14 protein-coding genes are annotated in these 20161 nt (G+C 32.4%); 1 reads left to right on the top strand and 13 read right to left on the bottom strand.

Annotation, left to right across the window (positions count from 1 at the left end; genetic code table 11):
* Positions 1 to 2 precede the first annotated feature (2 nt).
* From AC0ONG_RS10855 to AC0ONG_RS10810, 10 genes are all read right to left on the bottom strand, one after another.
* Positions 3 to 4559 carry a non-ribosomal peptide synthetase gene (locus AC0ONG_RS10855; RefSeq protein ID WP_000180454.1) on the bottom strand — a complete coding sequence of 1519 codons (4557 nt, stop codon included), beginning with the start codon at positions 4557 to 4559 and terminating at the stop codon, positions 3 to 5.
* A 13-nt stretch (positions 4560 to 4572) separates the two neighbouring features.
* Positions 4573 to 5826, bottom strand: a complete 1254-nt coding sequence (locus AC0ONG_RS10850; protein WP_000858612.1) for an MFS transporter — start codon at positions 5824 to 5826, stop codon at positions 4573 to 4575.
* 1069 nt (positions 5827 to 6895) lie between these two features.
* Positions 6896 to 7486 (bottom strand): SGNH/GDSL hydrolase family protein, encoded by a 591-nt coding sequence (locus AC0ONG_RS10845; RefSeq protein WP_000265867.1) that lies wholly within the window; start codon positions 7484 to 7486, stop codon positions 6896 to 6898.
* Positions 7487 to 7673: 187 nt separating this feature from the next.
* The gene (locus AC0ONG_RS10840; protein WP_003282126.1) at positions 7674 to 8822 is read right to left on the bottom strand and encodes an acyltransferase family protein; all 1149 of its coding nucleotides are present in this window, start codon (positions 8820 to 8822) and stop codon (positions 7674 to 7676) included.
* Between the two features lie 457 nt (positions 8823 to 9279).
* Positions 9280 to 10593 carry a D-alanyl-D-alanine carboxypeptidase family protein gene (locus AC0ONG_RS10835; protein ID WP_000677657.1) on the bottom strand — a complete coding sequence of 438 codons (1314 nt, stop codon included), beginning with the start codon at positions 10591 to 10593 and terminating at the stop codon, positions 9280 to 9282.
* Positions 10594 to 11075: 482 nt separating this feature from the next.
* Positions 11076 to 11735: a CatB-related O-acetyltransferase gene (locus tag AC0ONG_RS10830; protein ID WP_000682536.1), complete on the bottom strand. Its 660-nt coding sequence runs from the start codon at positions 11733 to 11735 to the stop codon at positions 11076 to 11078.
* Between the two features lie 252 nt (positions 11736 to 11987).
* A complete protein-coding gene (locus tag AC0ONG_RS10825; protein WP_000347990.1) occupies positions 11988 to 12746 on the bottom strand; it encodes a TSUP family transporter in 759 nt (252 codons plus the stop codon).
* A 67-nt stretch (positions 12747 to 12813) separates the two neighbouring features.
* Complete coding sequence (locus tag AC0ONG_RS10820) at positions 12814 to 14064, bottom strand: hypothetical protein (protein ID WP_136997627.1); 1251 nt, start codon at positions 14062 to 14064, stop codon at positions 12814 to 12816.
* 611 nt (positions 14065 to 14675) lie between these two features.
* Positions 14676 to 14954: an AbrB/MazE/SpoVT family DNA-binding domain-containing protein gene (locus tag AC0ONG_RS10815; RefSeq protein ID WP_000842214.1), complete on the bottom strand. Its 279-nt coding sequence runs from the start codon at positions 14952 to 14954 to the stop codon at positions 14676 to 14678.
* 140 nt (positions 14955 to 15094) lie between these two features.
* Complete coding sequence (locus AC0ONG_RS10810; protein WP_000397974.1) at positions 15095 to 15973, bottom strand: helix-turn-helix domain-containing protein; 879 nt, start codon at positions 15971 to 15973, stop codon at positions 15095 to 15097.
* Between the two features lie 377 nt (positions 15974 to 16350).
* Between AC0ONG_RS10810 and AC0ONG_RS10805 the strand changes: the two genes are divergently transcribed.
* Positions 16351 to 16602 carry a response regulator transcription factor gene (locus tag AC0ONG_RS10805; RefSeq protein WP_000821942.1) on the top strand — a complete coding sequence of 84 codons (252 nt, stop codon included), beginning with the start codon at positions 16351 to 16353 and terminating at the stop codon, positions 16600 to 16602.
* 140 nt (positions 16603 to 16742) lie between these two features.
* Here the strand turns inward: AC0ONG_RS10805 and AC0ONG_RS10800 are convergent, their stop codons facing one another.
* From AC0ONG_RS10800 to pepD, 3 genes are all read right to left on the bottom strand, one after another.
* Entirely contained in the window at positions 16743 to 17348 is a 606-nt protein-coding gene (locus tag AC0ONG_RS10800; protein ID WP_000527413.1) for a hypothetical protein, read from the bottom strand.
* Between the two features lie 25 nt (positions 17349 to 17373).
* A complete protein-coding gene (locus AC0ONG_RS10795) occupies positions 17374 to 18183 on the bottom strand; it encodes a papain-like cysteine protease family protein (protein WP_000678376.1) in 810 nt (269 codons plus the stop codon).
* A 312-nt stretch (positions 18184 to 18495) separates the two neighbouring features.
* Positions 18496 to 19965: a beta-Ala-His dipeptidase gene (gene pepD, locus AC0ONG_RS10790; RefSeq protein ID WP_000287537.1), complete on the bottom strand. Its 1470-nt coding sequence runs from the start codon at positions 19963 to 19965 to the stop codon at positions 18496 to 18498.
* Between the last annotated feature and the right edge of the window lie 196 nt (positions 19966 to 20161).

Here is a 20161-nt window from a genome sequence, read left to right as displayed (position 1 = left end):
TTTTACACCCTCTTCTTTTTTAATTTAAGTAATACTTTGCTCAAGCTTTCTTCCGTAAGATCCTCTGCATCAGCAAAATCTGATACCGTAAAAGCAGACTCTGTTGTTGGTTTATTTATAAGTTGACGAAGATGCCTCAACATACCATCTGCTATCAATTGAATTTTTAATTTAGAAAACTGTTCTCTACTATACATCCAAACAAAATGTAACTTTTCATCTTTCACCATTCCGATAACATCAATTAAATGAGATGGTTTGGAATCTGGAGCATGATCTAAAAATGTAAATCCTGTCTCTTGCATAAACAAAGATTCCCTTGAGAAAACCTGATCAAATTGGCCCAAATAGTTAAAACTTATTGAAGGCTTTTGCTGATAAAACGGAAGTAATCCTTTATTCAAGTAACGTAAAATACCATAGTCAACTCCGCGATTTGGGATTCGACGCAATTGTTCTTTGACAGACTTTAATCCTTCAATAGGTGTTTGAGTTCCTTGAAAATTGAGATGAACGGGATAAATACTCGTGAACCAGCCCACTGTCCTTGATAAATCAATACCTTCAATTACCTCTTCTCTTCCGTGTCCTTCTAGATGAATAGAAACGGTTTGCTGATTTGTACAATCGACGATAGCTTGTCCTAATGCCGTTAATAGTACCTCATCAATCCTTGTCTTATGAGTTACTGGAACTTCGTGTAACAATTCATGTGTTTCTTCTATTCCTAAAGTCCTCGTCACTTGATCAATCGATTCCTCTGTCGTTTCTTGTATTGGATAGTCCATTGGAATTTTCATCGTTTCTTTTTCTACTTGTTGATTCCAATAATTTTGTACTTCTTTTGAAATACCCGAATCACTGTATGTCTGGAGTCGTTCAGACCACTCTTTAAAAGATGTACTTTTCGCAGGTAAGCGAACTTCTTGACCTTGTTTCATCTGGTTATATACCACCTGTAAATCTTCCAATAGAATCCTCCATGACACTCCATCTACTACTAAATGATGAATCACCCAGAATATTCGATCATTTCCAGTCAAGTTATCTTCAAAGTACACTACTCTCATTAACGGACCAGTAACTAAATTGAAACTAGCTTGATTAATGTTCATTTCTTCTTGTATTATTGTATTCCACTCTTTTTCATTAACTTGATTCCGTTTTACAACATGGAGTACTGACAGCTCATCAGTCTCTTCATTTCTCTGCCTCCACGTTCCGTTCGGTAACTGTTCGTACCGGAAACGTAAAGCATCATGATGTTTGAGTAAATTTAATATCGCTCCCTCTAGTAATTTCACATCCAATCTTTCTTTTACTCTTAAAAGCATTGATTGATTCCAATGCTCTGTATGTGGATGTTCTTGCTCGAAGAACCAGCACTGAATTGGAGTAAGAGGCACATCACCTATCACAATTCCCTGCTCCGCTTGTACTCCCTGCGTTTCTATAGCCACTTGTGCCAGCTCAGCGATAGTTGGGCATTCAAACATTTGCTTTGGAGTAAGTTTTAACCCCACTTGACTTGCTTGAGATATGATTTGAATACTGAGAATCGAGTCGCCACCAATTTCAAAGAAATTATCATAGATTCCCACCTTTTTAACACCTAATACTCGCTTCCAAATGGTAGTCAGTATCTGTTCGTTACTATTCCGAGGGCCAACACATTCACTATTAATCTGCTTTTCCTCCGGCATAGGTAAGGCCTCACGATCAACTTTACCGTTAGCTGTAAGTGGAATAGCTTCCATCGCCACAAATCCCGAAGGAACCATATAACTTGGTAGTTTCGCTTTAAGATACTCTCTCCACCCATCTACATTTCCATCTCCTACAACATATGCTACTAATCTTTTATCGCCCGGCTGATCTTCTCTTACAATTACAACTGCCTCTTTTACATATACATATGTATGTAAAGTAGACTCAATTTCCCCAATTTCAATTCTGAAACCACGTATTTTAACCTGATGATCAATTCTTCCACGATAATCTAAATTCCCATCTGGCAAATACCTCGCTAAGTCTCCTGTCCGGTATAATCTTGCTTTCGGATCACTACTAAATGGATGAGATATAAAACGCTCTGCTGTTAATTCAGGTCTATTTAAATATCCACGTGCCAATCCTGCTCCACCAATATAAAGTTCACCATCAACACCTATAGGAACAGGTTGTTGATAAGCGTCTAGTATATACACTTCTAAATCGAGAATCCGCTTTCCAATATTACTTCTTGAAGCATGCTGCACATCATCTAGAGTAATTGGATAATATGTAACATGAACTGTAGTTTCTGTAATTCCATACATATTAATTAACTGTGGGTTTTTCTCACCATACCTTTGAAACCACGGTAACAAGCTAATAGGTTCTAATGCTTCTCCGCCAAATATTACGTAACGTAGCTGCAAATTTTTATTCTTATCTTCTTGTTCACACACTCGTATTAATTGTCGAAATGCGGAAGGTGTCTGATTTAGAACTGTGACTTCTTCCTCCACTAATAATTGATAAAAATCCTTAGGTGATCGACTAATCCAGTACGGAACAACAACTAATTTTCCACCATATAATAATGCTCCCCAAATTTCCCATACTGAGAAATCAAATGCATACGAATGAAAAAGCGTCCAAGTATCTTTTTCATTAAACTGATACCAACAATCCGTTGATTTAAATAACCGAATGACATTGTGATGCTCTATCATAACGCCCTTTGGATTTCCCGTTGATCCCGAAGTATAGATTACATATGCCAGATTTTTGGGACCGACATCAGAAAGCGGCAAAGTCTTACTTTCTTTCCCAATCTCATCTTGATCACGATCCAGGCAAATCGACTCAACATTTTCTGGTAACCATTTCAATTCTTTTAAACTTTCTTGCGTCACGAATAACTGAATGCTAGCATCTTCTAAAATATATTGAAGTCGCTGCTCTGGATATGTTGGATCGAGTGGAACATAAGCCCCACCAGCCTTCAAAACCCCTAAAATACCTACAATCATTTCGAGGGAACGTTCAACGCATATTCCAACTAAAGTATCAGGTCCTACTCCCTTTTTCTGCAAATAATGAGCTAACTGGTTTGCACGTTCATTAAGCTCCTTATAAGTAATTTTTTCTTGTTCATACGTAACTGCAATAGTATTTGGATAAATCATCGCTTGCTGTTCGAATATTTCATGAATAGTTACTTGAGGTGGGACATTCAGTTTAGGATTGTTGAACTCAACTAAACTTATTCTTTTATCTTCCTCAGAAATGATTTCTATTTCAGCTACCTTCTGCTTTGGTTTTTCAAAAGTGTTTTCCATTATCGCTAACATCACGTTAAAAAACCGTTTTATCTCTTCCTTAGAAAATAGCTCCTCACGATAATCAATATGTACATGTAAAGAGTCAATATCAATTAGATTTTCAATATGCACTGCAAAATCTTGTACCTCTTCATGGTTTGGAATCCATAGTGAGTCACCACTTTCATCGCGATCCCTATAATCAATCGTAGTTCCGAAAAGTCTCACATTACTATTATTCTCTTTATTAATCTGCTTTAACAACAAATCAAATGGATATTTCTGGTGCCTCAATAATTTGCTTTGTTTTCTGGACACCCTGCTAATAAATGAAAGTACTTCTTCTTCTGGATCAATATCCATTCTTAAAGGAACTGTACTCACCATCATTCCAATCAATTTTCGTTCCATTTTAGTCATACGATTGCCGTAAGCCATTCCTAAACCAATATCAAGCGATGAAGTCCACCGATACATGGACAACGAGAAAGCAGCAACAAAAAAAGTGTATAAACTAATTTTGTAATCTTCAGAAAATTTTTCTATCTTTCTCTTCAAATGCTCCGTTAATATAAATGTCTCACGTGATGCTTTAGTGCTAACTTGGTACGTATTATAGGGCTTCAATCCAGTCACAGATGGCAGTGTTTTAAATTCCTCTAACCAGAATTTTTGATCTTTTTGAAAGCGACTACTATTCAAGTATGTTTGTTCATTGGTCAGGAATTGAACATATGAATTTTTAATTTCGCCTTCCTCATTCTCGTTATGCATTTCATAATAATATTTTGCAATTTGCTCAGTAAATATTTGAATTGATAAACCATCCATAATAATATGATGAACATTTCCAAAGACTGCACATTCATTATCGTTTAATTTTATTAAAGCGAAATAGTATAAATCTGAATTAAATAATGTAAACGTGTCTTTTGTTTTCTGCTCAATCCATTCCTCAAGCAAATTTGTATTCTCCACATTACTGAAATCAAAAAACTCAAATTCTTGTTCTTCATGTTTAATAAAATATTGTTTCGGTTCCTGATGCCCATTTTCTTTTAACCTAATGCACAGACCGTCATTTTCACTGATAACGCGATTCACAACTTGGTTTAATTTTGAATAATTCATTTTCCGATGAAGTTTAAATAAAAATCTTAAATTACATATTCCTTTATCAGAATGAATAACTTCTGTATACCATATTCTTCGCTGCGGATGGCTTAATCGATAACATTCCTCATTGGTCATAAAAATCTCCCCTTCAAAAATTATTTGCTCTTATAGGTTCGTGTTTATGTTTAGCCCATAAATATTTCTGCAGTGAAACTCCAATTAATCCAATAATAACAAGCCCAATCCCTCCATAAACATAGAGTTGAGTTACTCCAAACAAATGCACTAATGGGCCACTCATAGCAGGAGAAATAATTAGAACTGCGTTTGTTAAACTGCTTTGTATACCAAATACTCTTCCTACTTGATCTTGGTCGGATTCTATTTGTAAAATGACTTGATTAGATACAAGCATCAGCCCACTTCCGATACCAGCGATAAAACTAATTAAATAGGCTAAAACGAAGACCGTACCGGGCGTTATCAAACCAATCCCCCCAAAACCAATTCCCATTAAAACCATACCTCCACATACTACCCAGCCATATTGAAATTGTTTTAATTTCTGAGTTAGTAGTGCACCAAGTATTCCGCCAAGACCAATAATAGAAATGATATATCCCATTTTACTTTTATCATGTGGGAATAAGCTCTTAAATAAAGTTGGGAATTGTGAGTCGACTAATTGTAATACTGCCATGGCTATTGTAACGAAAATCATGGTTGATAATATTATCCGATTAGATAACACATAACCCCACCCTTGTACCCAAGCGGTCCAAGTACTTTGTTTTTGCTTTTCAACAAATTCTTTCGATATAGTTTCTTTAAATTTTATTGTGGGTATGAGAACTAAGGTAGCTAATAAACAACTTATAGCTCTTATAATGAGGCAGAACTCTGGTTGAAACCAGCTCAGCAACATGCCCCCTATAAGTGGACCTACTATCTTGGTACCCTGCTCTACTATTCCGTTGATACTTACTGCTTTAGTAAGTAAGTCCGGGGATACAATCTGTCTTGTTAGTGTTTGCTGTGCAGGATAATAGAAAACAATAAAAATGGAACGAATCATTAATGCCACTAAGAGCCAGTGGATATCTTGTACAAATAAAAGAGCAATTGTTATTAGACCAACCATTAGATTACAGAACATCATAATTGGAATTTTTCTAAAACGATCTGCAATAACACCTGCCCATGAGCCAAAAATAATTCCAGGAAGTGCATATGCAACAGGGATCAATCCAATCATAGTAGGATCTACTTCCCATTCAAACCCAACTATAGTCATAATCGCTAACATATCAATAAAAACACCAAGCATAAGCAATGAATAAGCAGAGAAAACTTGTAAATAAACCCTATTTCCTAATAGGCCTTTTGAATCAGTAGTTTTCATAAAAGCAAGCTCCTTAGGTTACTAATATAAACGCTTTTGCGTATAAGGTACCCCTTTATTAAACCTAATTAATCATTATAAAGATTTCACCTAGAATGTAACTTCGTCAAAACCTAGACTAATCTCAAGGTTTAGTTTATTTTAAATAGTCAGATAAATTTAGGCGCACCTATTTCTTCGTATTTATATCAACTGTTACAACATAGACCTTTACCTTACACTAAAAAACAGCTAAACATTACCTTAATATAACCATTTATAGTTGTTTGCACATTCAATTCACATCCTTTTTAAAGTTGGCTTTTTTCTATCTCAAATACTATCACACAAATATTTCACCTACTATATTCATAAAGTTGAAATATTTGAATCAGAAAATTCGGATAAAAAAAACCAACCCACAAATCATACCAAACAATTATTTAGTTATATTGTCAGTTTATAGATGGCTTTAGCCATAAGGATATCAAAAATTAAGTTTCTTAATTTTATTAACATAATAGTTTAAAGAGACTATAAATCCTACTAAACAAAAAGATAAATATACAATAAAGTATATTTATCTTTTCTTATCCTACATATTTTCTATGCAAATTAATTCCAATAACTAAAATTGATAATAAAAATATAATACTACCAATTACTAATGTACTCATAACAGAATTGAATAATATAGTATTAATACTTCTACACCTACTACCTATTTTATTTATTAGATATTTACACTTCAAAAAAATTACAAATTATTCACAATTAGGATACACACCCAAAATATGATTTGAATATGTTATTATATTTTAAGATAATATAAAATCAGTTTTTCTATAAGAGAACTTAATTTTTATGTAGTACGAAATTGTTAGTACTACAGTATATATTTTAATTTAGTTATAAAAACGTTTAAAGACCACCTATTTCCATAAGTGATCTTTCTTTGTAATTCTACATTTATGCACTACTGTAGAAATATATCGTAGATACGCTTTGTATGCTAAATTTCTAGTTCTCTCCATTTACTAAAAAACATAGCTTAGCACAATTAATATCATATTCGTTAAATTGCAAACTATTATTTTGTCTTCTGTACAGACAAACTACTAAAAATCAAATCAGCAACTTTTACATATCCTTTTGAGTTTGGATGAATTAAATCCTTAGACCAAAGCGTATTGTCATTAACTAAATGATGATTCCAAAAATCAACATGATGAAACTTATATTCTCTGCTCAGTGAACGTATAACTTCATTTGCCTCTAATAATTGTTCTTTTATTACTTGTTTTTTTTCAGAAGCAAAAGGAAGCCTAACTGTAAAATCAGGAAGGTTTGCTATAATAATATCAGCCCCTGCTTTACTTAATGAATCTATCATAAATTCCATATCGTTCTTATATGCATCATGATTCCAACGTCCTTTTAAAACATCGTTTGCCCCTGCAATGAGACTAACCAAATCTGGATTAAAAGTTAACGCCTTTTCCAATTGCTGCGAGCGAATTTCTTTAGTTACTAAGCCACGCTTTGCCAAATTAGCATATTTTATATCGTTTTCACACAGTTGAACAAAATGATCTATCCAGCTTTTTAATGCAATTCCCTCAACTTCATCCCCTATCCCCTCTGTAAAACTATCACCAATTGCTACAAATCGCTTCCACATATGTATTCCCCCTTTATTATTAACCATATCTATACTATACAATAGCTCACACCGTAATTGTTATTTCTAAGTGGTTTTCGATTTCAATTATATTTACATTTAGAATCCAAAATTGACCGATTCCTAAGTATACTTAGGAATCGGTCATATTCGTATATTTACTAAAGAAATAAAATTTCTCTAGGAATTATACTTTTTTCAAAAAATTGGTTGTTCTTTGTTTTGCCCAGTTGATACATTTCTTTTCGATTAAATGATATGAAACTATAGAAAAAAGTAGTGTCATTGCAATGCATAAAGTAAGAAGGAAAAAGATAGGTATCTTTGTATACAAAAGTTTAAATAGTACCATCATGATTGGAAAATGACACAAATAGATACTGTATGAAATTTCTCCTAAATATACAAATACACTCTTATTTAAAAATGCTTTTACTTTTAGGTTACTCATAGCCATTATAATAAATATACCAACCCCCATTACGACACCCCAATCTTTTAATAAGAAAGTAGTATCATTACGGGAAAAACCATAAATTAAAATGGAATATAAATACAGAATAATCCCTAATGCAATAAGAAATCCTTTTTTAAATTTTTTCATATTCCTATATGAGTAGATAAGTTTTTCCTGATACTTAAAAAGTAACATTCCAACCATAAACATAGATGTAAAATGCAGTGTATCAGCATAACCATTATAAAATCCTTCAGCTTTCCCAATATACAACACATTAAGAAAAACACTAATTAAAGAAAAGCTCAAAGCAAATAGTATCGTTTTCTTCCAATTCAATTTATAAAAAAGAAGGAATAACAAAGGAAACACAATAGATATACGCATTTCTTGAGCCAATGACCAAATAACTGGATTATAATTTTCCGTAAAAAAGTTATTAAGAAGCACAAAGTGGTTTAGAATATCTAATTTTGTTATAGACCCTTGCCACCTATCATAGAACCAATCCCGTAGTCCTACCACTTCATACGACGAAAATAAAATAAATAAAACAAAGGAAACAATTATCCAAAAATAATAAGGAATATAGATTCTTACAAATCTCTTAATTAAATATCCCCAATAATTTGTTTTTGAATGATAAAGTGCCATCGATAACACAAAACCACTTAGTACATAAAAAACGATAACAGCTTCCCCACCCGCCCATAAAAACCTAAGCGGGGAAAATTTAATAGAATTAGGCAACGATGGTAGCATTAAACAAAAATGTCCAAATACCACAGTAAGTGCCGCTAACCCTCGTATGGAATCTAATTCTTTTATTCTCTTACTCATAAAATGTTCTCCTTGTAAATTGTAGATTTTGCTTTTCATAAAGGCCACTATGCGAATGTAGTGAGAGAATTGTACACATCGTTTCTTTAAATTCCTAATATAAGCAGTAAAAAGTTAATTTGACCTCCATTTCTTTATATACATAATTTAAAACAAAATATTTAATACAAAGAAAAGATTTTATTAAATTTTTATAAAGTGAAACTTTAATGGGTGGTTTTTCATCATGTAACTTTATTAAACTAACCTTGCACCAGAATCCTTTAAATCGAAAGATTCATAATAAACGCCATCCCTTCTGTATATTTCTACAAAAAGAATAGCGTTTTTGGAGTATATGGATACAAATTTATTTTAGCTTAATAGAAATACAAAAAGTTCCGAAGGACCAAGTTTGAAAAGTAATACAATCTTTCATTCCAAACTATCCACATAAGAATCTATAATACTTTGAAACCTTTTGTTTCAAACTAATATTTAGTTGTATCTTATAAAATTAGCTTTTTACTATATCAATCGCACTATCCCACATACCACTAAAAAAAGATCCAGTTTTACGTATAAAACGTGTAAACCAATTTGCTTGTTCCACATCAGATTTTGTTACAAGATCTATTTGTAATGAATTACCTGATAAGAACCCAGGATCGGTATTATCTTTAGGCGAGATAATTATTTTACTAATTGTTACACCTTTTTTAATAGGCGCTTCTGGTTCTTTATTTGATACTTTAAATTCTTTTTTATAACCGTCTTTGTTTCCCTTCCGCATTGGAAGTGAAACAGCTTGCTTCGTTTGAACTACTACATCTTTCTCTTTTGCATTTGCTACTCGTACCGTTTCATGTCCTTTTACTACTGAATCTTTTCCGTAGACATTCTTCACTTCAAAATTCGCAAATCCATAATCGTATAATTTCTTTGTTTCATCAAAGCGTGCCGTATGAGATTTTGCTTTTATCACTACAGAAATTAGGCGCATACCATTTCTTTCTACTGTACCAGTGAAACAATCTCCCGCTTCTGGAGTCGTTCCTGTTTTCAAACCATCTACACCTTCATATTGCTTAATTAAACCTTTTAACATCCAGTTAAAGTTCGCCATATCAATTGGATATTTACCACCCTCTTGGAATGTTTTTTTAGGAATTTTTGCTGTATTCAATATTTGGGGAAAATCTTGAATAAGACGTTGTGCTAAAATTGCACAATCCCTTGCAGACATTTTATTTTTCTCGTCTAGAGTTGTCCCTTCTAGGTGATATCCTTTTAAATCTTGATTTGTTAAGCCTGTAGAGTTTACAAATTTATAATCTTTCATTCCAAACTCTTTCGACTTATCGTTCATCATTTTTACAAAATTGCCCTCTTTACCAGCAATCTCTTCAACTAAAGCAATTGTTGCACCATTTGCAGAATAAATTGCCATTGCCTCATATAACTCTTTTACCGTATAAGAGCCACCATTTTCTAATGGAACGTTTGATAATGAACGATCTTGCGAAATCTTATGTGCATATTCAGAAATTTTAACTTTTTGATCCCATTTAAGTTTTCCTTTATCTACCGCTTCATGAACTAAGTATTCGCTCATCATTTTTGTCATACTAGCAATTGCCAATGATTCATCTGCATTTTTTTGATATAAAATTTTTCCGGAATTTGCTTCTATTAAAATTGCTGATCCTGCTTCAACGTCTATAGCAGAAACTGTTTCCGCTGCTGCTCTTCCAAATGTAACGAACATACTAAAAAATAGTGTAAGCACTGTTACTATTGCAATAAATCTCTTGCAAAACATACCTTTCACTTCTGTTACCTCCAATATCTTTGTACTCAAAAAAGCGTTATTCTAACATAATCTCAAAAAAAATAGAAAGTGTTCTCAAATTGTATATACATATTAAACGTTAGGATTGCTTTCATATAGACCATCTTATCTGACACTTTTAGGTGCCCTGATACTTTGTATTCCCACGCATATCCTTATTTTTAATCCCCTTATATTTTTTAAAATGATTCGCACTTTCATATTTTTTAGGATTACAATTAATAGACAATCTACATAATACATTTGTTCCACATTTACAAAAAATAAAGTGAAACTTTAATCAGTGGGGGTTTTGTTCATCCCCACTAATTATTAACCCTCACCAATCGGGATTTTAATTATTCAATTGAGCTATTTGCTAGACTTATATTAGAGATAAATTTTCTTTAGTCTAAACCATTAGTTTTTTGTAATAAAAAAACTACACCCAATACTGAATGTAGTTTTTCTAACTAACTAATTTATTTATTTTTTACTTCATTTTTATAAAAAGCAAATAATGGTTCAATGGATGGACTAGATAACAGCGGAATTGCCTTCTCGATCAATTTCCTATCCCAATCAAACCAACGCATTTCCATTAACATGTTTATTTCTGTATCAGTGAATCGTTTCTTTATTTCCTTAGCAGGATTTCCACCAACTATTGTATACGGCGGAACATCTTTACTTACGACAGATCCTGCAGCAACAATTGCACCTTCACCAATAGTAACGCCAGGCATTATTATAGCATTCATTCCAATCCAAGCATCACTTTTAATGACTGTATCGCCCTTAGTTTCATATGATTGTTCAATTTGCTCAGCGAATGGATATACTGTAATCCATTCTGAGTGATGATTATGGTTACCACCCATTAAAATGACTACTCCACTTGCAATGCAAACATAATTCCCAATAATGAGTTTATCAAGATGCCATCCCATCTGTTCAATTGGATTAAACAGTGCTTGTGACTTAGCATCCCCCCACAAATACCTTACACAACCATCTTCAAAATTTTGATGACCATAATACCCTGAATAATAGGAGTATTCTCCTACTTCAATGAGTGGATTTGTTACTATATCTTTTATATATTTTGTTTCTGACCAATGATTAAATAATGGATGCTTCATAACTTTATTCCTCGCTTCTAAGTATTATATATTTTGCTATTTACTTAGAAGCTTACTACGACTGCTACATTTTTTAGCTTTCTCAAACGACGAATCATTATCTTCAAGCCTTTCTTTTATAATAGAAAAAGCATAACGCAATACATTACACTAGTCAAATTGTGTAATTTTGAACACATCTTAAACAGTGTAATACTACAATAACAATATGAAAACACTCTAACTTCGATACAAATACTATATTTATTACATTTAGTTCATATTTTGTAAAAAAATCTTAATTGCCATGACAAAGCAAACAATAACCACTATTGGTCGTATTAATGACGTCCCTTTTGTAAGCACCATCTTCGCCCCAATATATGACCCTATAATTTGACCAAGCATCATAATCAATCCAATTGTCCAATCGATTTGGCCAAAAATAATAAAATACAACAAAGCAGCGAAATTACTAGTAAAATTCAAAATCTTAGCATTTGCAGTTGCCCGCGTAGCACTATATCCACATAAAAGAATGAACGCTAAAGCAATCAAGCTACCTGTTCCTGGGCCGAAGAAACCATCATAAAATCCAAGGAATGGAGCCACTGTTAACGCAAACAACAACATACTTATTTTTCTCGGTTGATCTTCGTTTGCTATATTTGGAGATAATAGAAAATAAAGACCAATAATAATAAGTAAAAAAGGTAATATCATGATTAGATATTCTGCCCGTATCTGTAAAACAAGCCATCCACCCAAAACTGATCCAAAAAAGGTCATTAAGATGGACAAACGCATTTCTTTAAGATTAATTTCTTTCTTCTTAATAAAAAACACTGTCGCCATGAGAGTTCCGCTACTCCCTTGCAGTTTATTAGTTGCTATCGCTACAGAAGGAGACATACCTACTAATAACATTATCGGGATAGTTATCATACCACCGCCTCCAGCAATTGTATCTATCCACCCTGCTAATACAGCTACTAAAAATAGTAATATGAGTAATTCAATAGTAAAATCCATACAAAGAATATGGGAAGGCTTGAGCTATTATACCCCAAACCTCCCCATCGTCCCTCCTCTCTTTAAACTAGTTAATAATATCTGTAAAGTAACTTTCTTTCTGATCACGTAATCGGCTGGAAACGTACTGCCTGCAAACAATTCTTCTTCCGTACTTATTATCTCCAATCGGAATTTTATATTCTTCCTCAGATAACCTTTCCCTACCATGAGTTACATTTGTTTGTTTACCATAGTATGAATTTGGAATAATTAATAAATCTTCAGATGTAAGTGGAACCTTATAAGTGGGCGTTGTTCGTAAGAGTTCTAAAAACATGTCAAATTTCAATTTTTCTTCTTCACTTTTTCCCACATAAATCAATCTATTTTCTGCTCCATTCAAACAAGTTGCAATAATATCACCATTATCATCCAAAAATATGATTTGGTTTATTTCCCCTACAAATCCCGATATTTCACCATCCGCCATTCCTGCGATATGAGCAATAGGCATTTTACTTATCGCCAATATATCATCTTTACTGAAGTGATTTTCTTCAAGATGCTTTTGAAGTAATTTTGGCGTTCCAATATGAGTTTGAGTTTTTAAATTTAACACTCCTTTTAATAAAAGAGCATCAACTCTAGTAAATTTTCCACAAGTAATTTCAGACACTATTCGTTCCACGGATTTATTAAGTCTATTTGATACAATTTCTAAATTCGTATTGAATATTTTCAATCTTGCTTCAATATCTGATTGGTCTTTCATGTCTGTATACACTGTGGCATCGTTATGTTGATAAAAGTTCCCGCCACCGGTGCTTGCACCGACATTTCGCAAAACTTCATCGTTGTTCAAAGGGGAAATGAGGTGAAATCTATTTTTCCCTGCATGTTCGGATGGGTGAATTAAAGCATCATAATTAAAAAGTGTGGCAAAAAGCCATGTGACCCATTCTGCATAAAAATATTTTTTCATTCTATCGTCTTCGTCTTCACCATAATTAAAACCTTTGCGATTTCCCCCAGGTAATAGGGTTTCCATAGGATCACATGGAATATTTTTAATAAGAGTAGGTGGTACGTTTCCACCACAATTCGCTACTTTTATCATATGTAGTAGTTTTTTCATATCTGAATTCGCAGTTTTCTTTGAATAATCAATCAAACAATTAAGCCACTCTCTTGAAAAGCTTGCAGCTATTTCTTGATCACAAGTATAAGGATTATGAGTTTTTAATTCATGGTCTATTAGATTCTTGATTTTATCCTTCAATACATTAGGAATGCTAATTTCTTCGATTTCTGTAATCTGCAGTATTCCTTTATTCATTATAAAACCTCCGTTGTTTTATTTTTTCACCATATCTTCTATTAAATAAACTACCTACTTCTTTTTTGCTCCTTTGCTTTTCGTCAGAGCTATTACAGTTACCAAATTACAGAGCATAAACGTGGAGTAAACAAAATTTCTTTTTAGTTACATTAACCCCGTAAATCTCCATTAAATTAGTATATTTAATGGAGATTTCTTTTCATACTTTACTTTCAAACTATGTTTATAGGATTTTCAATTCAAGCACAAATATTCCTTTCCCTAGAATTTTCCTAAGATTGAAATCAGAATTTTCAATACACTAATATTAACAATAAAAATATAACACGAAACCAAAAAATGTAAACGAATAGTTTTTTTATAAAAAATAGTCAGACTATTTTAAGGTAATTTGTATTTCATTGAACTAACTGTAATAAAGTGGAACTTTAATCAGCCCTCACCAATCGGGATTTTACGGGCAACAGGGCCCCCGCCTAACTTCTTTGCTTCCGCTGAATTTTGAGGTGGGGGTCTTATTGCCCGGCAAATAGCGGATAAAAAAGCCCCCTAAATGATAGAGGACTTTCTTTACAAGAATATTCTATTTTAAAATCCTTACTTACCTTTTATTTTAAAAGATATTGCTGTAACTTCTTTATTAATAGTTCCGTCCCCTCTGGACTTACAATAATCTTCCCATTCGCTAACGAAATATTGCTGTCTGAAATATCACCTGTAAGTGCACAAGCTCTTGGAGATTGATATTTTCGTAAAATAATCTGATCCTCTTCTATAAACATTTCAAGAGAATCTTTTTCTACAATTCCTAAACTCCGTCTTATTTCCATTGGAATAACAATACGCCCCATGCTATCTGCTTTACGAGTAATCCCTCTTGATTTCATAAAATGCCACCCTTTATTTTTATCTAATATTACGGTACTTATTTTAGCAATAAACAACAATAAGGAATAGTTCGTATTACAGTACTTTTTTTAGGAATAAATACCAATTAAAAATAGCTTATGTTAGGATTGTTTCTTGTTTATTCTTCATTTTTAATATATTTATCCTTGATCATTTTTATATATTGTTTTCTTTCTGTTAGTTCAAATATAAATAATGCCTTTTTTATGTATGTTAAACCAACTTCATTAGAGTGCTGAACTTTCAATAAAATTGCACCTTTTTCAAAAAACAATTCACCTAATAAGTATAAAGTATTCATATTTATGGCTAATTTTATACCTATTTCACTATACTTAATCGCTTCTTCATATTGATTTGCAAGGTGTAGACATTTTGTTAACGTATGAATGAGTCTTAATTTGATTTCTTTTTCTCTAGGAAATTCTATCTTATTAAAATTAATTAAACTTTGTTTTAATATATTTATGCTTTTCTCATACTCTTCATTTTCTGCATGTATTATAGCAATTGAATTCATTATGCTTATTTCTTTTTCTGATAAAAAGTTACTACTACTTAAAGTTTGTTTTAGTGCTCTATTTAAAATGTCAAAAGCATTAATTGTTGCTCCATTTACATAATATATAGCAATCGCTTCATGCCATAATAGAAATTGTTTATCTTCTTTTGATTGGAAATTATTTTCGTTTTTCTCTTTTTTCACTATTTCGTAAAGCTCATTATATTCTTTTTGTTTCACACAATCTCTCATTACACATTTTACATTTTCAATATATTTTATTTTTTTATTTTTGGTCAGTGCAAATATATAATTTGGATCAATACCAAGTCTTTCAGATAGTTGATACAACAATATGCTAGATGGATAAATAATCCCTTTTTCTATCTTACTAATTTGGCTTTGTGAACATATTCCATGACATAATTCAGATTGTGACATATTTTTTTTCTTTCTAAGTTCTTTAATAATAATACCAAGATTGTAGAATTCCATCTTTCCTCCCTCAAATGTAACACTTTATGAGTATAAGAATATTTTCCAACTTTTAATGTAATGTAAAATTAGTATAGTTACAATTACTATTTATATGGATTTATAGTTTTTTACAAACTTGTATCACAATATGGGAAATTATTACAATAAAGTTCACTAATAACCAATGGGAGTTTTATTCATCACCACTGATTATTAGTCCACTCCAAGCAGGCGTTTACAGGTAGTTCGATTTCTTTGTCACAGCTAAATTTTGAGGTGAGAATCTTACTGCCCGCAAATAGCGAAATTAAAAGAAATAAATATGATTTTTGACCTTTATTTTTTTTAATAGTTTCTTTTGATTTTATATAAACAATTTCGAAGGGGCTTATTTTATGAAAAGAATATTAACCGAAAGAGAATTAGAAGTGGCTATTTATGTAGCAAAAGGATATACAGATGCAGAAATTTCCAGAAAAATATATGTTACCCCTAGAAGAATTTCAACGATAATTAATCATATTAAAGAAAAATGGCATATTAATTCTAGAGTGGAATTAGGTATTTTAGTTTATCATTATGGTTTTATAGATGCACCCTTATTTTCTAATAAGGAAATTCAGCTATGCAAAAAGGTTGTACAGTAGATAGCAGAATATAAAAAGGTTAGAGAATTAACTTCTCTAACCTTTTTATATTCAATATTAGCTTTTAAACAGCCCTAATGCTACCATTAATCCTGTTATCTGTTCAACCTTGTATAAACACAAAAAAGAATTAGCCCTTCCTACTTTTCAAAACTAGTTACAATTCTCTCTTTCATTTTCTGTATTACTTCATTGCTCAATACCTTTTGACCAGCAGGAAGTTTTAATATGGCAGCAGCACCTTTACTAAGGTATATTTCTTGATCATTATTTTGATTTACTACCAATATTCCTTGCCCTTCAAATTCGAAATAACTAATATCTTTTGTTTCATTTGTATTATTTTTTATTGCTTTATATAATCCATATAAATCTTTACTTCTATTTTCTCCGCCCGTTCGAATCGGTTCAGTATCATTCGCAACAATTAGTCCTTCTGGCTGCTCACCCTTCATAATAAACCACAGCTTTTCATTTGTTGGTAATAGCAATTGCTTAAATTCAGAGCTATTTAAAATTTGCTGTGCTGGAATTGTTGCATAGATTGGTAACGAAAATGGAGATGTTGTTATTTTTTCAAAATTTAAATTTTCAGAAGAACTTCCCTTACTATATTGATAATCTTTTAATGCGATCGATTGTACTGATTCACTTTTATTTTTTGATGCATAACTAATTTTACTAGCGAAAATAATAACGGTCATTAAACACATGCACGGTATCACAAGCTTAAGTAGATTTCCCATTTATGAACCCCCGCTTTTAATATTATTAGTTTGCATGGATATTATAAACAGTTTCACTCCACCAAAAATTATTATTGTTATGGAACGTACTGAAATTATGATTATAATGATCACCATACCAAGGGTCCATGTACGTTATATAATCTGTTCCATTTGTCCCTTTATAAAATCCATCAAGTACTAGAAAGTGTCCGATGTTAGCTCCATTTTGCCACATAATGAGTACAATCATCGGCTGATTACTATTAATTTGACTTTTGAACCAATCATACGATTTTGCTCCAGAACTTATAGCTGAACTAACACCATATCCCGATAATCCATATTGTATTTCACGTGAAGTTGCAGGATTATTATATGATCCACCCTTAACATACCTAACGTACTGATCTTGTGAAGGAGTTTTCCCAAAATAATTTAAAACTGAAACCGAAGTGCCTGCCCAACACCAATTTGATCTTTCTTGTAATATGTTAGGTACAGATAATTTACGGTCTATTGGTGTACTTGGAGGATTTCCATTAATATACGCTGACGTTACATATACTTTTTTTCCATCTTTAAAATAGTAAAACCAACGATTATCTAAATTTCCTGTCCAGTAATCTTTAACCGCTTCACCATACTCCCATCCTTTAAAAGATACTTTTGTATTTCCGGGAATCACATCTACAATATTTGCATTCAAACTTTTCGCCTCTCTAACATTTACATTCAATGGAGCTGTTGTCCCTGAAAATTCAACTTCTTCTGCTATTATTTTCTGAACACCAATAAAACTAAATGTGAAGAACAATAAAACCATACAAACAATAAAATGCTTTCTTCCCTTCATTTCTCCACCCCTTCATCAGTACTAAAAAACATCAACAATTCATCCTTATTAATTGTTCAAGCTTAATATTACATACTAACGAAAAATGACTTCTCATAAAGTAAAACTTTAATCAGTGGGGGTTTTATTCATCCCTCACTGATTATTAGTTAAACTAATCGGGCTTTTACGGGCTGCCCGATCCCCACCTAACTTCTTTGCTCTCGCTGAATTTTGAGGTGGGAGTCTTACTGCCCGGCAAATAGCGAGATAAATTCCAATACAAAAAAGGAGCCTATAAATTTTTATAGGCTCCTTTTTATTTCGTCGTTATTACTTAGCTAATTCTTTCGTACCCTTCATTACATCAACGAAGAATCCCCAGTTATTCACTACAGAAGAGATACTGATATGTTCATCTGGAGTGTGGACGTTAAAGATGTCTGGTCCGAATGAAATTGCATCTAATTCAGGCATCTTTTGAACGAATGCGCTACACTCAATCCCCGCATGTACAGCGAAGATTTCAATTTCTTTATTGTATTTTTCTTGATGTACTTTTTCAAATAAATTACGAATTTGTGAGTTTGGATTGTATGGCCATTCTGGATACTCTGACTCTATTTCAAATGTAGCACCAACTAATTCAGCAATATATTTGATTTCTTCTGCAACATGTTGTTTTAAACTACTTACAGAACTTCGCACTTCGTTACGTAATTTAATTTCATCTTGCAACGTTTCAATAACGCCTAAATTTGTTGAGCTTTCTACAAGACCTTTAATATCCATGCTCATACTTTGAATACCATTCGGAATTAAGAATAATGATGAAATAAGCTGCTTTTGTGTCTCTTTAGCAAATACTTTTTCAACTGTTTCATCCAATTTTGTCAGTGTAACATGAACATCTGAATCAACAGCACGCATTTCTTCTTGTAATACACGTGTCCATGATTCTAGTTTTTCTTCTACTTGCCCTACATCTTCTGTACGAATTAAAATTGTAGCTACACTTTCACGCGGAATTGCATTCGTTTTTAATCCGCCGTGAACTTCACTTATGTTAAACTCCGTATGTGCTGATAAATCACGTAACACTCGTCCTAATACTTTGTTCGCATTACCGCGTTGTTTATCAATTTCCATACCAGAATGTCCGCCTTTTAGACCGCCAACATATAGACGGTATGCATCCATATTCGCTGGTGTTGCATCCCAAATTACGGGAATTGTTTCAACAGCTTTCGCACCACCTGCACTACTTACAAGTAATTTATGATCTTCTTCAGAATCAATATTTATAAATATCTTTCCTTCAAAATGATTTGGATCAATAGCAAAAGCCCCGCCCATTGTCGTTTCTTCTTCAGTAGTGATAACGACTTCAAGTGCTGGATGCGGAATTTCTTTTGAATCTAATAAAGCTAATGCATACGCAACTGCAATACCATTATCCGCACCTAAAGTTGTTTGATTTGCATATAACATGTCCCCAATGATTCGTAATTCAATTGGATCTTTTTCAAAATCATGTACTGTTGCTTGATTTTTTTCGCAAACCATATCCATATGACCTTGAATAATAATAGCTGGTACATTTTCATAACCAGCTGTTGCTTCTTTTTTAATAATGACATTTAATGCTTCATCTTGAATGACTTCTAAGTTACGCTCTTTTGCAAATCCCACTAAATAATCACTAATTTCCTTTTCATTACCTGATCCTCTAGGAATCTTTGAAATTTCTGCAAAATGATAAAATACAGGGTGCTTTGTTAATTGTTCTAAAGTAGAATACATTTTTCAAGCTCCTCTCAAAATGAAAAAATAGTATGTAAGTCTTTTATCATTATACCATGATTCATTATTTTACCTTTCTTTTAACTTTTATTGTTCATTTTATTTACAACACTCATACAACATTATAAGGGCGTTGTAAGCTATATCGATTTTTCTCATTTAATAATAGTCGTATACTTTTTAAAGAAACACATTA

It is taken from the genome of Bacillus sp. TCT6 (genome assembly GCF_056033845.1).
The sequence above is the reverse complement of the archived record's forward strand: the minus strand, read 5'-3'. Positions and strand labels throughout refer to the sequence as shown.

Bases quoted from the DNA above. Each gene is read 5' to 3' on its own strand.
- AC0ONG_RS10815 (WP_000842214.1), bottom strand. From the start codon at position 14,954: ATGAAATCAAGAGGGATTACTCGTAAAGCAGATAGCATGGGGCGTATT.
- AC0ONG_RS10825 (WP_000347990.1), bottom strand. From the start codon at position 12,746: ATGGATTTTACTATTGAATTACTCATATTACTATTTTTAGTAGCTGTA.
- AC0ONG_RS10855 (WP_000180454.1), bottom strand. From the start codon at position 4,559: ATGACCAATGAGGAATGTTATCGATTAAGCCATCCGCAGCGAAGAATA.
- AC0ONG_RS10845 (WP_000265867.1), bottom strand. From the start codon at position 7,486: ATGTGGAAGCGATTTGTAGCAATTGGTGATAGTTTTACAGAGGGGATA.
- pepD (WP_000287537.1), bottom strand. From the start codon at position 19,965: ATGTATTCTACTTTAGAACAATTAACAAAGCACCCTGTATTTTATCAT.
- AC0ONG_RS10810 (WP_000397974.1), bottom strand. From the start codon at position 15,973: ATGGAATTCTACAATCTTGGTATTATTATTAAAGAACTTAGAAAGAAA.
- AC0ONG_RS10820 (WP_136997627.1), bottom strand. From the start codon at position 14,064: ATGAATAAAGGAATACTGCAGATTACAGAAATCGAAGAAATTAGCATT.
- AC0ONG_RS10800 (WP_000527413.1), bottom strand. From the start codon at position 17,348: ATGGGAAATCTACTTAAGCTTGTGATACCGTGCATGTGTTTAATGACC.
- AC0ONG_RS10795 (WP_000678376.1), bottom strand. From the start codon at position 18,183: ATGAAGGGAAGAAAGCATTTTATTGTTTGTATGGTTTTATTGTTCTTC.
- AC0ONG_RS10830 (WP_000682536.1), bottom strand. From the start codon at position 11,735: ATGAAGCATCCATTATTTAATCATTGGTCAGAAACAAAATATATAAAA.
- AC0ONG_RS10805 (WP_000821942.1), top strand. From the start codon at position 16,351: ATGAAAAGAATATTAACCGAAAGAGAATTAGAAGTGGCTATTTATGTA.
- AC0ONG_RS10850 (WP_000858612.1), bottom strand. From the start codon at position 5,826: ATGAAAACTACTGATTCAAAAGGCCTATTAGGAAATAGGGTTTATTTA.
- AC0ONG_RS10840 (WP_003282126.1), bottom strand. From the start codon at position 8,822: ATGAAAAGCAAAATCTACAATTTACAAGGAGAACATTTTATGAGTAAG.